This is a genomic window from Capnocytophaga endodontalis (assembly GCF_002209445.1).
Classification (GTDB): Bacteria; Bacteroidota; Bacteroidia; order Flavobacteriales; family Flavobacteriaceae; genus Capnocytophaga; species Capnocytophaga periodontitidis.
Genome location: NZ_CP022022.1, coordinates 2,101,363 through 2,115,955, shown reverse-complemented (window position 1 = coordinate 2,115,955; position 14,593 = coordinate 2,101,363). Strand labels below are relative to the sequence as shown.

The 14,593-nt window shown below is 35.3% G+C and carries 11 protein-coding genes; 1 reads left to right on the top strand and 10 read right to left on the bottom strand.

Annotated elements, in window-relative coordinates:
• Positions 1–12: 12 nt before the first annotated feature.
• The 10 genes from CBG49_RS09480 to pepE form a co-directional block, all read right to left on the bottom strand.
• A complete protein-coding gene (locus CBG49_RS09480; protein ID WP_088594303.1) occupies positions 13–978 on the bottom strand; it encodes a hypothetical protein in 966 nt (321 codons plus the stop codon).
• Positions 979–996: 18 nt separating this feature from the next.
• Positions 997–2,019 carry a hypothetical protein gene (locus CBG49_RS09475; protein WP_088594302.1) on the bottom strand — a complete coding sequence of 341 codons (1,023 nt, stop codon included), beginning with the start codon at positions 2,017–2,019 and terminating at the stop codon, positions 997–999.
• 2 nt (positions 2,020–2,021) lie between these two features.
• Positions 2,022–2,942 (bottom strand): hypothetical protein, encoded by a 921-nt coding sequence (locus CBG49_RS09470; RefSeq protein WP_088594301.1) that lies wholly within the window; start codon positions 2,940–2,942, stop codon positions 2,022–2,024.
• A 12-nt stretch (positions 2,943–2,954) separates the two neighbouring features.
• On the bottom strand, positions 2,955–4,802 hold the full coding sequence (locus CBG49_RS09465) for a hypothetical protein (RefSeq protein WP_088594300.1): 1,848 nt from the start codon (positions 4,800–4,802) through the stop codon (positions 2,955–2,957).
• A gap of 12 nt (positions 4,803–4,814) precedes the next feature.
• Entirely contained in the window at positions 4,815–5,525 is a 711-nt protein-coding gene (locus tag CBG49_RS09460) for a folate/biopterin family MFS transporter (protein WP_088594299.1), read from the bottom strand.
• Between the two features lie 29 nt (positions 5,526–5,554).
• Complete coding sequence (locus tag CBG49_RS09455) at positions 5,555–6,754, bottom strand: SPFH domain-containing protein (protein WP_088595302.1); 1,200 nt, start codon at positions 6,752–6,754, stop codon at positions 5,555–5,557.
• Positions 6,755–7,169: 415 nt separating this feature from the next.
• Positions 7,170–8,021, bottom strand: a complete 852-nt coding sequence (locus CBG49_RS09450; RefSeq protein ID WP_088594298.1) for a hypothetical protein — start codon at positions 8,019–8,021, stop codon at positions 7,170–7,172.
• Positions 8,022–8,032: 11 nt separating this feature from the next.
• On the bottom strand, positions 8,033–9,043 hold the full coding sequence (locus CBG49_RS09445; RefSeq protein ID WP_088594297.1) for an aldose epimerase family protein: 1,011 nt from the start codon (positions 9,041–9,043) through the stop codon (positions 8,033–8,035).
• 240 nt (positions 9,044–9,283) lie between these two features.
• Positions 9,284–11,407: a Tex family protein gene (locus CBG49_RS09440; protein WP_088594296.1), complete on the bottom strand. Its 2,124-nt coding sequence runs from the start codon at positions 11,405–11,407 to the stop codon at positions 9,284–9,286.
• Positions 11,404–12,102: a dipeptidase PepE gene (gene pepE, locus CBG49_RS09435; RefSeq protein ID WP_088594295.1), complete on the bottom strand. Its 699-nt coding sequence runs from the start codon at positions 12,100–12,102 to the stop codon at positions 11,404–11,406. The genes CBG49_RS09440 and pepE overlap by 4 nt, the downstream gene beginning before the upstream one ends.
• A 125-nt stretch (positions 12,103–12,227) precedes the next feature.
• Here pepE and CBG49_RS09430 point away from each other — a divergent pair, with 125 nt between their 5' ends.
• Positions 12,228–14,579 (top strand): ATP-dependent helicase, encoded by a 2,352-nt coding sequence (locus CBG49_RS09430; RefSeq protein ID WP_088594294.1) that lies wholly within the window; start codon positions 12,228–12,230, stop codon positions 14,577–14,579.
• Positions 14,580–14,593 lie beyond the last annotated feature (14 nt).

Genomic DNA, 14,593 nt, shown 5'->3' with positions numbered 1-14,593 from the left:
AAAAGAGTAAGACTACTTATTTAACTGTGAAATATCAAACTTACCATTAATATCTTGAACACTTATTTTGCCATTGAGAATATCAAAAAAGAAGTCACGGATTTTATTAAGAGTAAGAGTTGCCGTATTACCATTTTTATCTACTCCTAAATCATAAGTTTTGAGAAGCTGAGCTCCTAAACTTGCTGCAGTAAGTAAGAAATGGTTTTCAAACTTATCGGTATCTATCAAATCTACAGCTAATACTTTGCCTACAACAGTATAACTGCGAAGAGTTTTCTGTATTTCGTTATTTACAAGAGTGCTTTTTACCTCGTCGGTTTCAATATCCATTGTTATTTTTCCTGAATTAGGTGTTTGCGGTAATCCTTTGTAGAGAGCACCTAAATCGGCTAAACTGAGGTTGTATAGTTGCGCATCGGCAGTAGCAAGCATTTTTTCTATAGAAAAAGCACTTGGAAGTAATAGATACACAGATCCTTCTATACGTATAGAAGGAGTGTTGAATGTGCCAACCACACTGTTTTTCAAGTCTATTTGTTGAGTAGCGAATACTCCTCCACACACGACACAATTATCTAACACAATTTCATCGGCATAGATGCTACCTGCTATAAAAGCATTGTAAAGAGTTACGCTTTTAGCATTGATGTCGGAATGAAATGTAAGTTTTAATTTATGAGCTCTTGAAACAATAGAGTTAGCAGACCCTACACTTTTTTGGAAAGCTACATTTCCTTGAGCTTCACTATTCACATAGAGTTCTAATTGAGTAAAGACGGCACCTTGAATTTCTAAGTCTCCATTTTGTATTTCGAGTTTATGAGCGTATACAGGGCCTTCTATCACTGTATCTCCTTGTACTGTAATGGTACGAGTGAGCTCTGCTACTTTTTCAGGTAATATGCTTCCTTTTACTAAATTGTCCTTTAGTTGTATATTGTTTTCGTTAAAACGAATTTCTTTTAATTCTTTCATTATAAGGTGATTTTATGGTTATATACATTCTATTTCATTGAGTTGTAGCATTTTTAAAATATGAGCTTTCACTCGTGAACTATGCTCATCGATATTGGAATAACGATTATCTACTTCAATGTTGAAATACCTTTCAATCTGTACGGTGTTTTCTTCAGGTAATTTATACCAATTCTGCTTCAAAAAGTTATCTATAAGCTCATTTGTTGGCATCTGAGGAATAAACTCTTGTTGATACAGCTTTTTATCTATTTGTTTTTGTTCGTTTTCCGTTTCTATAAAACAAATAGGAGTGTATGTTGTAGCATTTTTGCTTTCTTTTAGCATATTTAGGTTGATAAGCTCTTCTAACTGTTTTTGTTTTTGCAAAAAAGTATTAACCTTTTCAATAGTATCAAGTGCTCTTTTTTTGGCTACTGAAGCACTGACTTGCGCTACTAATTCAGCTTCCTCTTTAGCAAAAATAGTTACAGTACTCACTAAATCGTTCTCACAAGTACGATTGTTTTGTTGATTGCTTTGTTTGCAGAAAGTAAAGGCAGGTTTATTCAGTTCATATATACGATTAGAGAGTTCATTATTCAGGTCTTCAAAAGTTTTTAAATAGCGTTTAGCAATGCTATTGTAATCTCTTTCCATCTGCTTTTGTTTCTCTACACAGCGTTGGGCAAGTCCGCGCAAATGTATGAGCGTTGCATCAACTTGTGATTGTAGTTCTGCTATTTGCTGAGTAATTTCTGAACGGATTGTACTGAAAAAACCTTTAATGATGGCACCACTTACTTTTTTAGCATTGGTATTTATTGAAGCTATTTGAGCAACTTCGGTAGCTACAACAGCTTCTGTAAGTCCACCTACCGATTGGTTACAATCATTGATACTTTTTTCAAAAGGATCTGTATCTACTTCTACATTTACCTCTATTTCCTCAGTTACAGTGCCACTGTAACTTACACTACCTCCATTTTGTGAAGGGCCATACGACACACTCCCTGAATAGGGAATCCTCACGGTTTTTCTAATGGTTTTAGTATAACTCATAGCTATTCGTTTTTAATGGTTTGGAAATGAGTTGCTGTAAAAAGTTTGTTAGCCATATCTTTCACTCGTTGTGAGGTATTGCTAGTTGCAAGCATCTTACTAAATTCACTTTTTACTTCTTGGTGAGGCTCGCAGGCATCATTCCATACTAGTTGTTCTAAGTGTTGATTTAGTATATTTTTCATTGCTGATTGTACAGAGGCGTTAAGTTGTTCTTTACAGACAATTACTTCGAGTTTTTTATTATCAAAGCTGTCGAAATTGGATTCACATACTAAGATAGGTATAAGTAATGTTGTATTTTGAACTTTTTCATTTTTTAGTAATACACGTTCTGATAATTTTTTTTGCTCAGAAGTATTAGCTAAAAAGTTAGTCATTGACTCAATCACTTTTTCTGCACGATATTTTACATTAGATATTACAATCTGCTGACTTGTAATAAGCGATTCTAACTGAGAAATAGGTACTGTGGCTGCTAAGTATTTAGTTCTATTTGATACTTTTTCTACTTCTTGAACTGCAAAATTAAACACAGGACGGTCAAGTTCTAAAATGCGTTGTTTGAGATTTTGGTTTATTCCGTTGAATAGTTTTAAATATCTGTCAGAAAGCATATTGTAATTGCGTTCCATACGATTTTTAATTGCTAAGAGTTGTTTGCGCTGTGTGTTGAGTTGCATCAGTTGTGAATCGACTTCGCTTTGCAGTTTAGCTATTTTTTGAGATATTTGGGAACGCATAAGGGTATAAAATCCTTTGTTTACATTTCTGCATACCATATCAGCTGCTTGTTGTTCAGCTAAAACTATAGCAGCTTTCATAGCTACCACGGCTGTGGTAGTGTCATTTATCTGATGGGAGACAGATTTTATTTCTTCTGCCATTGGTTGGGTGTCTACTACACAATCAATTCGAGCCATAATTCTATAGTTTTATTTGTTATTACTGAAATTATTCAAATTGTTGAGTGCATTTTTAGCTATAGCAGGTAAGTTTAATGAAATGTGTTCAAAAGTAACTTCCTCTACATTAGGCACAGGTGGTAATTCAGATGTTTTAGCAAAAAGTGGATTTACAAGAGCAAGAGGTCTTCGGCGATTGTCTAAGTCACGCACTTCATTAGTAGCTACCGCTATTTCATTAGAGTACCCGTCGCGCAATTTAGCATCGTAATACTCTATATGTCCAAACTTCATAGCTTTGAGTTCTATATCCTCTTTTAGGCGTTCCATATATTCCTCGAAGTTATCTTGTATTGTTTTAAATTCTTGAGATTGCATCTCAAAAGCAGCAAGAGTTTCAGCTGAATTGTCAGTTACATTCACTACTGTACTGTTTAAGTTATCTTCTGTTTGTATCATACTATCTTCAGTGCGTTGGTAAGAAATCAAAGTGTTGTATTCAGCTACGTATTTTCGCAAATTTTCTTGCATTAAGTTGATGATATCGGCACTTTCCAATCGGTTTGAGCGATAGAAAGCTTCGGTATCTTTATGCCACTCATTTAGATAATGTGTTTTTTGGTCGTGAATGTGATTGTAGATCTTGAGGCGTTCCAATCGGTTTTCTTGCATTAAGTTTTGTACCATAGGAGCTACAATTTCTTCATAGATTTGATGTACTCCAAAAGGAAGATTGGTAGTGCTACCATCTTCTGCAGTCCACATTCCTGAAGTTAGGTTGTAATACACACGAGAACTCTGTTTTAGATGGAAAGGAATGTACTCTTGTACAGATTCGCTATAATCAAACTTCTCATTGCGAATACGTTCTATTTCTTCGTGTTCTAAAATAGGTGAATAATGATTATAAGGAGATTTCAAGAGTTGATATAACACTTTGTTAGAAGTAGTAATCAATTTGTTGGCTGAAGCTACTTTCAGTGCTGAAATAGCTTGTACAGAAGTAGCTATAGTAAGCATCAAACTCTTTAATATATTTTCGAATTGCTCAGTTTTATTAGATAAAGAATCTCTTAGTTGATTGATTTCCTGAAATTTGTTGATACTATCGGCATATCGTTCTTTGTTGAAAACAGGAATTATAACAGCACCCTGTGGAACATTATCGGTGGCATATTCATTTAGGTAAGCTAAATATTCGCTCTTATCGGCTACTAAAGGCAAAGATACTGAAGTAGTGTTCAAATCATCCATACAATAGGAAATGGTACGCAATGAACGTTCTAAACTTCCAAAATAATCGTGTTGATTGATTTTTTGGAATGAAGTAGAGTATTGGTCGGTTTCAATAGTTTCAGTATCATAAGAAGTTTCTACTATAGGGGCTTGTTCTGATAGTTTTTCAAGTTTTTCAATGGTTTCAACTAGTAAATCGTTTTGACGAGGGATTTGAAGTACAACTTCAGATTCGTCTACTTGTCCTGTATAATCTACTATAAAACTTTTATCAGTGTATTTTATTTGTTCAGCAATAGGCACATAAGCTAAACCAAGTTTGGTTACTTTGTAATCTCTAAAGATTTCGCTATGTTGTTTCTTGAACTCAACAATACGTATTTCTTTGTCGGCAATTTCTTTTTCAAGGGTATTTTTTTTAATATAATACACAAAAAAAAATATTAAGGTGAGAAACCACACCCAAAGTCCATCCATTTGTTTTTGCAACATTGTTTTTTCTTCTTCCAAAATTGCAATTTGTTTTTCGATACGTTCCTCTTCGGCTACTATTTTTTCAGCTGCTGCGCTATAATAATCTAATAGTACTTTAGCTTGATCGTGATAGATACTATCGGATTCTGAAAAGATTTTTCCTAACATATTTTTGGTTTTTTAAATTGAATAGACTGATTTTCTGTTTTGATATAACATTTCCATTTTTTTTAGATGATTTTCAATGGTTGTTGTATTGTACTTATAATTACAGATAACAATTAACATATTGTTAGCTTCTTGGCAAAAAAGATTTTCTATTTCACGAGCTTCTATTGTATTTGCAGGTGAAATGTATCGCAAGTTTTCATTTAAAGAATTAATTTGGTGTACAAGATTTTCTGGTAAATCGGGGAGTGTACTGATTTGTATTTTTAAATTGTTTATCACTTGTTTCATTTCAGAAACACCAGACCTAATACTGTTTTCAGAGATAGGCACCTCCCCTACTCTATCGGCTGCTGATAATACAGCAATCATACCTAAAATTAGTAAGAAAATAAGGGTTGCTTGTATAACGAATTGCAGGACAAAGAACCAACTGAAGAATATATTAGCACATAACATTACTCCTATTGCAGCAAAGGCATAAATCCAAGTGAAAAACCATCTTACTCCCAATGAACCTACTTCAATAGACTGTTGTTTTCCTAAACGTATACAAGGGAAGAGTACGTCAACAAAAAACAAGGCATAGACTAATGAGGTTACTACAATATTTAGAATAAGTATATTCGTAGCTAAATTTGTACCCAATAACAGAAAGGCTGTTATCAACAATATTTCACCTAAAACTAAGGCTATTAATGATAATTTTCGACGTGTATTCATTTTGTTACCTATTATTTGTTTGATGAATATTATCGTTTATTCCCACATTTTGGACAAAACTTTGCTGAAGGAGGGAATACAGTTCCACAACGATTACAAACATCGGCTATAGTTTGCTCAGGAGTAGTATTGTTTGTTTGTTGTAATTGGGTGCCACAACTCACACAACGTTTGGCATTAGTATCGTTGTCGGCACCACAATTAGGACAAGGATTGTAAGGATTGCCACAATGAGGGCAAAAACTACTATTACTTGGATATTTTTTCGCACAATTAGAACAGAAAACCATTTTTATAGGAGCTTGTTCTCCTTGTTGTCCTACTTGTTGATTACCTCCAAAAGTAGGTTGGTTATACTGAGGTTGCATCATTCCTCCTGCCATTCCAGAATTATTCATACCTCCCATCATACTCATTGCCATTAATCCTCCTAATAAGCTTCCATTGCCATTTCTGAATCCTTCAATTGCATTGTTGGCAGTATTGAACATTTGCTCTTGTTGCCAAGTGTGTCCTGTAATTGACATTGAGGCTTGGGTAGCAATCGCCTCAGCTACCTTTCTACCTTCTTCAGTAGATTTATCAATATCGATATTAGTGATATTGAATTGAAGGAGTTCTAAACCTAAGTTCGTCCAAAAAGGATTGAGTACATTTTTGAGATAGCCTGATAATTCATCTAAAAAAGCTGAAATATATTTATACCCTACCCGATGTTTGATAACATATTGGGCTATTTGTGATTTTGTTTTAGTAGAGAATTCTCCAAAAAATTGATTTGTAAGGTCATCTTGTGTAAATTCAGATTTTGTGCCTACAACTTTAAGGAGGAATATTTCGGAGTCGTTTACTTTCAAACCATATCTACCAACGGCTACAAGGGGTAATTGGGTGTTATAATCAGGGTCGTGTATGGGCATTCCACTCACATTCCAATCAATACTAAACGATTGAACTTTGTTTACGAACCATACTTCTGCAGTAAAGGGATTTTTTCCTCCGAAAGGAATTCCGAATAAATTACGCAAAATGGGTATATTTTCAGTGTTGAGGGTGTACTTTCCAGGTCCAAATTTTCCTATGATTTGCCCTTTAGAAAACAATACAGCTTCTTGAGATTCTTGTACAATTAGTTGGGTATAAGTAGCTAAATTAGTTTCGGGGAATTTCCAAGCATAAACTACTCCACTACTTTGAGGAGACCAGCTCACGACATCAATTATAGCCATAATCTTTAATGTTTTTTTGTTATACACTACTACATTATTATTACTTTGCAAAGGTAATAAAAATCACAAATATTTAATATTTCTTTAATAAAAAATATAATTGTCTATTTTTTTTACATTAACGAATTGATGAATTATATAAGTGAGAACTACAAAACGGAACACAGCCGATGACAAAAATAAAGTTTAAGACCTCTATACCCACAAAGGCAAAGTCTAAAGTGAAGTTTTTGATGAGAGGGCGATAAACTCTCTTTTTTGGGAGCAACACCATTCCCTTTTAAAACTATTTTAGGTATAGAGCGAGAATATCCTATGAGGTGTGTTTGCTATCAAATGAAATCCGATTTGTAGTTTTCTAAATAAGTACAAAGCAAATCTGTTATAAGTTAACTATTTTGTTTTGTTCCTAACCTTATTTTTTTAGCAGCCTTTCAATAGTTTCTTTGTAAACATTTGGTACTACTATTCTGTAATTAGCAATAGTTTCTTTGAGTTTAGTAAGCTCTGCAGTCTTTTCTACAACCAAAGCATTTACTTTTGCTTGACGTTCTTGTAGCAAGCATTGTAACTCTTGTTCATATTGCAATTTACAATTGTTCTGGTAAGTACGGAATTGTGTTTTATAGAAGTTTACTTCACTTTCGTACTCACGATGTTCAGCCAGAAGCTGTTCTTGTAACTGTTGTAGTTCAGAGAGTTCGTACAAAGGAGTGTTTTTAACCTTGAAGACTTGCTCGCCTACTTCTTTAAAGGTAATAAGTTCTTTTTTATTGAGTTGGTTACGTACCTCATCAAAATTATGAATGTATTTTCCTATATGAGCAGCTTTAGCTTCTGCCTCTTTATAACAAACCATATCTTCTAAGGAAAGAGTTTTGAGATAATCGTCGATAGTCACGTTTTTAAGCAGATTGAGCGGTTCATAATCAATAGGTTTAACCTCCTCTTCAGCTTTGACAAGTATTTCGTTTAGTTTTTTGTTGACTATTTCTAAACGATTATCTTTTTCTTTGATAGCCGATCGTAAATAAGCTGAAATGGCATATAATGAGCCGATTTCATTGAGTTTACCACCTATATCATCTACCTTTGTGAAAGTATCTAAAGGTTCTCCATCAATGCTGGAGGTATGAGTTTCAATAGAGCTAACAAGATCTTGAATGGGTTTTAGTCGTTCTTTAATACGTTCACATACATAATTAGCCTCTGAGGATGTAAGCCCAGAGACATTAAAATACGGATTTTTAGTTGCTAAATATTTCATTTTTTCACTTGCTATTTTTTATCTATTACTTGGAATTTAAACTCTGTGAAAAACTCATATACCTCATTGGGTAGTAGCACTACATTGTTGAACTGAGGATGTTTAGTAGCATCGGCATAGCCTTGAGCCTCAAAGCAGATACCTTTGTTTTGCCCTAAAGTTTTGCGGTGTGCAGGATGTAACTCTGGCAAATAATAACCTGCATAGATGTGTAACACAGGATGATTGGTACGTACTTGCATTTTTAAAGTTCCCTCTCCATTAATGAGAGTTGCCATTACCTCGTCAGCAGATATTTCACGTATAAAGGAATTATCGGTGTGAGGATATACATTCTGTCCGTTGCGGTAATCTAAAGGTGTACCTACAACAGAAGGGCGCTCGCCAGTAGGCGTGAAAAAACCTTCCTCTAAAGGAACGTATTTTTCAGCTTTTATTTGTAGTGTGTTGTTGAGAACATTATTATCATTCTCATTGAGGTTGAAATAAGTGTGTTGAGTTAAGTTGAGTATAGTAGGGGCAGTAGTGATTCCGTGGTAATCTATTCGTAAACGATTATCAGTAGTAAGCATATAAGTAACTAATACAGTTACCTCACCAGGGTAGCCTTCTTCACCTTCTTTACTAACATATCGTAAAGTTACAGAAGAATTTTCACCTTTTACTTGATCAATCACTTCCCAAAATACACTATCAAAGCCTATAAAGCCTCCGTGTATTTGGTTTTCACCTAAATTGCAGTTTAATTGTATTTCTTTTCCTTCAATAATTGCCTTTCCGTACTTAATACGCCCTGCATTACGCCCAATGATAGCTCCTAAATAGGGATATTCAGCACGGTAAACATCACTTATATACTCTTCAAAAGTGTCAAAGCCCAATACACATTCTACTATTTTTCCATTTACAGGGACTTTTATAGAGTTTATCACTCCTCCAAAGTTCATTATACTTACCTCCATTCCGTTAGCATTGCGCAAGGTAATGGTTTGTAATTGTTCTTTACGATATACTTTTTTCATTATCAAACTTATTTTGGTGACAAATGTATGAAATAATTAAGAATATAGTCAAACAAATTTAAAAATTAGAGATGTTATAAGTTTTTGATGACATATATACCCCTAAAATGGAGTTGGAGCTGTCTCTAACTCTTAAATTCTGATTGTCTAATAGATACCTTAATAAAGATTTTTATTTTTCTAACTAAATACTAGAAATCTATATATTTTCTTTTATAGAAGGATTGAAAATGATAATTATTACCACACCATACTTAGTGAAATGCGTTTGCGCACTTCGTCTTTCTCTATAACTTTTACTTTTACTTGTTGGTGGAGTTTTACTACTTCATTTACATCAGAGACATAACCATCTTTCAGTTGAGAAATGTGTACCAATCCACTTTCTTTCACACCTATATCCACAAAGCAACCAAAGGCAGTAATATTATTTACTATACCAGGCAATATCATTCCCACACGCACATCATCAAAGGTTTTTACATTAGGGTCGAAGACAAAGACTTTAGCAGTAGTACGAGGGTCGAGCCCTGGTTTTTCTAATTCTTTTAATACGTCCTTCAAATAAAGTTCACCCACCTTATCTGTTTTGTACTTTTGAATATCAATAGAGGCAATAGCTTGTTTGTTACCTATAAGTTGTGCCACTGAGATTCCCGTGTCCTTTGCCATTTGTTTGATGATAGGATAGGCTTCGGGGTGTACTGCTGAATTATCGAGCGGGTTCTCACTATTGTGTACTCGCAAGAAAGCTACTGCTTGCTGGTATACTTTGCCACCCAAACGAGGTACCTTTTTTAAGTCTTCTCGCTTACTAAAAGCACCATTAGCCGAGCGGTAGGTTACTATGTTTTCAGCCATCTTCTCCCCTATTCCTGATACATAACTGAGTAATGATTTGCTTGCTGTGTTGAGGTTTACCCCTACTTTGTTCACGCAACGCACTACGGTTGCATCGAGCTCCTCTTTCAATAACGACTGGTTTACATCGTGTTGGTATTGACCTACTCCTATGCTCTTAGGGTCTATCTTCACTAATTCAGCTAATGGGTCGGCAAGACGCCTGCCTATGGATACTGCCCCACGTACAGTTACATCGTAATCGGGGAACTCATCGCGAGCTATTTTAGAAGCTGAATAGACCGATGCTCCTGCTTCACTCACCACAAATACTTCTAACTTTTCAGGAAAAGCAATACTTCTTACAAACGACTCTGTTTCACGAGAAGCAGTCCCATTGCCTATACTAATGGCTTGGATATTGTATTGAGAGACCATTGTGCTGAGCTTTTTGGTAGCCATAGTCATATCATTCTGGGGAGCGTGAGGGTAGATAACATCGTGATGCAAAAGGTCGCCTTTTTCATCTAAGCACACTACCTTACAACCTGTACGATATCCTGGGTCAATAGCCAAAATGCGCTTTTCACCCAAAGGAGATGCTAATAACAGCTGTGAGAGGTTCTCGGCAAACACACTGATAGCTTTCGCATCGGCTTTATCTTTTGCCTCTTGTAGTGTTTCGTTGGAAATAGAAGGCTCTAATAAGCGTTTGTAGCTATCTTTTACCGTTTTCTTCAAGAAATCGGCTACTTCTCCCCTACTCTTTATGATGTTTTCTTCCATAAAAGGTAAGGTTTCTTCACTATCTACTTGTACTTTTAGTTTTACAAATCCTTCTTTTTCGGCACGCAACATTGCTAATACACGGTGAGAGGGTGCTTTGTTAAGGGCTTCTTCCCAATCGAAATACTGAGCGTATTTCTGAGCTTCTTCCTCTTCGTTTTTACCTTTGGCTACTTCGCTACTGATAATTGCTTTACGCTGGAATATTCGGCGAAGAGTGCGACGTATAAACGTATTCTCGTTAATCCATTCAGCTATAATATCCGAAGCCCCTTGTAAAGCTTCTTCTTCAGTAGGTACTTTATCGGAAAGATAACGCCCTGCTAATAGTTCCAAGTCGGTCACACGCTGACTCATTATCTGTTTTGCAAGAGGTTCTAAGCCGTTTTCTTTGGCTACATCAGCTTTAGTTTTACGTCGTTTTTTGTAAGGTAGGTATAGGTCTTCTAATTCATTGAGCTCAAAAGAGTTCTCAATACATTTGCGCAAATCGTCTGTAAGTTTTCCTTGTTCTTCAATAGAAGAGAGAATCGTTTCTTTGCGCTTACAGATATTGTCGTAATCAGCTTGGGATTTGGCTATATGCTCAATGGCTACTTCATCTAAATTCTGGGTACTATCTTTTCGATAGCGTGCAATGAAGGGAATAGTACAGCCTTCGGTTAATAGTGAAAGTGTGTTTTCAATAACTTTTTCAGGTAGTTGTGTTTGGGCTTTTATATATTGAATATTTGTCATAGTGATTTATCAAAATTGCTAATTTCTATTGGTTCTTTATCTTTTTCAAACCAACGGGCAGTAAATTCTCCTTTTAAATTTATTTCATCTCCCATTACACGCAGCCAAGAGCCTTCACGCAACCCTATTACTGGTATATTGTTGAACACGTGAAATTCTTTAATACGTGTTTCGCGAGTTTCGCCTTTGTGTTTGCTATGAGGGTCGGGATCAAGATAATGAGGGTTGATATTGAAAGAAATAAGTTCTAAAGTACGGAAAGAAGGAGGATAGACAATAGGCATATCATTAGTAGTTTGCATTGTTTGTCCTGCTATATTACTTCCTGCACTCGTGCCCATATAGGGTGTACCTCCTAATACTACTTTGCGTAAAGAGTTTATAATATCTAATTGATATAGAGCATTTACTAATACAAAGGTATTACCACCTCCTGTAAAAATAGCTTCTGCCTGTTCTATAGCTTGTTTAGGATTGACAAAAGTGTGTAAACCTACTACCCTTTTGTCTAATTGCTGAAAAAAATTAGCGGCTATTTGAGTATACTCATCGTGAGAAATTCCACTGGGGCGTGCATAAGGTACAAAAAGAATTTCATTAGTTTCTTGGAAAAAATTGCTGAGTTCATCACGCAAATAAGAGAGATAAGTACCACCATATACAGTTGAGGTACTAGCTAATAAAAGTTTTTTCATCGATTGTTGAATGTTAGGCTGCAAAAGTACTAAATAATTATGAGAGAAGCAAAATTACTATCAGTTCCGAAATTGCCTAATTGCTAAATTATCGCTACCTTTGCGCCCTTAAAAACACACTATTTATGGATACATTTGAAAAGGAACTCAATAGACTTAATGCACCACAACGTGCAGCAGTACTTCAGAAGGAAGGTCCTATTATTGTAATTGCGGGAGCAGGTTCGGGCAAAACTCGTGTACTTACTTATCGTATTGCTAACCTAATGCGAGAAGGAGTAGATGCTTTTCATATACTTGCACTTACCTTTACTAATAAAGCGGCTAACGAAATGAAAAAACGTATTGCGGATATTGTAGGCAATAGCGAGGCTAAGAATCTATGGATGGGTACTTTTCACTCTGTATTTGCTAAAATATTGCGTTTTGAAGCTGATAAATTAGGTTATCCTCAGAACTTTACTATCTATGATACACAAGACTCTCAACGACTTATTAATGGAATTATTAAAGAAAAGGAGTTGGATAAAGATGTATACAAATACAAACAAATACAACAACGCATTTCTTCTTTAAAAAATAATCTTATTACAGTACGAGCTTATTTCAATAATCCTGAACTTGTAGAAAACGATGCTATTAGGAAGCAACCGCGTTTTGGAGAAATCTATCAGGAGTATGTAGAAAGATGTTTTAAAGCAGGAGCTATGGACTTTGATGATTTACTGCTGAAAACAAATGAATTGCTGAATGTATACCCTGAAGTATTAGCTAAATACCAAAATCGCTTTCAGTACATACTTGTAGATGAGTATCAAGATACAAACCACTCTCAGTATCTTATTGTAAAAGCTCTCGCTGACCGTTTTCACAATATTTGTGTGGTAGGTGATGATGCTCAAAGTATTTATGCTTTCCGTGGGGCAAATATCAATAATATACTGAATTTTAAAAGTGATTATCCTGAAGCTAAAGAATATAAATTGGAACAGAACTACCGCTCTACTAAAAATATAGTGGAAGCAGCTAACAGTGTAATTGAACACAACAAAGTGCGATTAGATAAGGTAGTATTCACTGAAAATGAGATGGGAGAGCTTATCAAAGTACATCGCAGTCCTACTGATGCCGATGAAGGACGTTTTGTAGCGAGTTCTATCTTTGAAAATAAGATGCAGCACCAGTTAGCTAATGGGAAATTTGCTGTACTTTATCGAACCAATTCACAATCGCGTGCTATAGAAGATGCTCTTAGAAAACGTGATATACCTTATCGCATTTATGGAGGGCTTTCATTCTACCAACGCAAAGAAATTAAAGATATGCTTGCTTATTTGCGTTTGATTATCAACCCTAATGATGAAGAAGCGTTGGTACGCATTATTAATTTTCCAGCTCGTGGTATTGGAGAAACTACAATGGAAAAACTTACATTGGCAGCCAATCACTATAAGAAGTCTATCTTTGAGATAATGTACAATGTAAATAAGTTACCTGAATTACATATTAATAGTACAACCAAGCAAAAACTCACAGATTTTGTGGTGATGATACTCAACTTGCAAGCACTCAATCAGCGAGCGAATGTATTTGAAGTAGCAGAACAAGTAGCTAAAAAAACAGGATTATTACAAGAGTTTAAAAAAGATGGTACTCCTGAGGGGATCGCTAAAATGGAAAACATAGAAGAGATGCTTAATGGTATGAAAGACTTTGTGATTGGACAAGAAGATGTAGCGGATAGTATAGGTAGTTTAGCTGAATATTTAGAAGATGTATCTTTAGCTACCGATAGTGATAAAGAGATAGGAGATGACGATCGTGTAGCCTTAATGACGATTCACTTAGCTAAAGGCTTGGAGTTTCCGTATGTATATATAGTGGGGATGGAAGAAGATCTTTTTCCTTTAGCAAAAAGTATACAGTCACGTGATGAATTAGAAGAAGAACGTCGCTTGTTTTATGTGGCGCTTACACGTGCTGAAAAACAGGCTTATCTCACCTATGCTGAAAGGCGCTATCGTTTTGGAAATCTATCAGATACCGAACCAAGTAGGTTTATAGAGGAAATAGATGAACGTTATTTACATTATCTTACCCCCACTTTGTCTAATCCTAACTATCGTTATAAACCTTTGATAGATAGAGATATTTTTGGTGAAGTAGATAAGAGTAAATTGCGTCTACAAAAGCCTATCAGTGGTACCCCCCCCTCTAAAAATGCCCCTACGGGTGATGAACAACAGCGATTACGCAAGCTTAAACCCGTGAATAGTATACAAAATGCTTCACCTAACAGAATTATCTACAACGAATTAGAAGTAGGAACAACTGTTTATCACGAACGTTTCGGTAAAGGAATCATCAAAGCTCTTGAAGGTGTAGGCAATGATAGAAAAGCACAAGTTAATTTTGAGTCAGGAGGACTGAAGAATATACTATTGCGTTTTGCAAAACTCACTATAATAAATGAATAGAAAAAAGGTGTCGT

What these genes read in the sequence shown, in the direction of transcription:
- CBG49_RS09480 (WP_088594303.1), bottom strand. Translation starts at nt 978, where the DNA reads ATGAAAGAATTAAAAGAAATTCGTTTTAACGAAAACAATATACAACTA.
- CBG49_RS09475 (WP_088594302.1), bottom strand. Translation starts at nt 2,019, where the DNA reads ATGAGTTATACTAAAACCATTAGAAAAACCGTGAGGATTCCCTATTCA.
- CBG49_RS09470 (WP_088594301.1), bottom strand. Translation starts at nt 2,942, where the DNA reads ATGGCTCGAATTGATTGTGTAGTAGACACCCAACCAATGGCAGAAGAA.
- CBG49_RS09465 (WP_088594300.1), bottom strand. Translation starts at nt 4,802, where the DNA reads ATGTTAGGAAAAATCTTTTCAGAATCCGATAGTATCTATCACGATCAA.
- CBG49_RS09460 (WP_088594299.1), bottom strand. Translation starts at nt 5,525, where the DNA reads ATGAATACACGTCGAAAATTATCATTAATAGCCTTAGTTTTAGGTGAA.
- CBG49_RS09455 (WP_088595302.1), bottom strand. Translation starts at nt 6,754, where the DNA reads ATGGCTATAATTGATGTCGTGAGCTGGTCTCCTCAAAGTAGTGGAGTA.
- CBG49_RS09450 (WP_088594298.1), bottom strand. Translation starts at nt 8,021, where the DNA reads ATGAAATATTTAGCAACTAAAAATCCGTATTTTAATGTCTCTGGGCTT.
- CBG49_RS09445 (WP_088594297.1), bottom strand. Translation starts at nt 9,043, where the DNA reads ATGAAAAAAGTATATCGTAAAGAACAATTACAAACCATTACCTTGCGC.
- CBG49_RS09440 (WP_088594296.1), bottom strand. Translation starts at nt 11,407, where the DNA reads ATGACAAATATTCAATATATAAAAGCCCAAACACAACTACCTGAAAAA.
- pepE (WP_088594295.1), bottom strand. Translation starts at nt 12,102, where the DNA reads ATGAAAAAACTTTTATTAGCTAGTACCTCAACTGTATATGGTGGTACT.
- CBG49_RS09430 (WP_088594294.1), top strand. Translation starts at nt 12,228, where the DNA reads ATGGATACATTTGAAAAGGAACTCAATAGACTTAATGCACCACAACGT.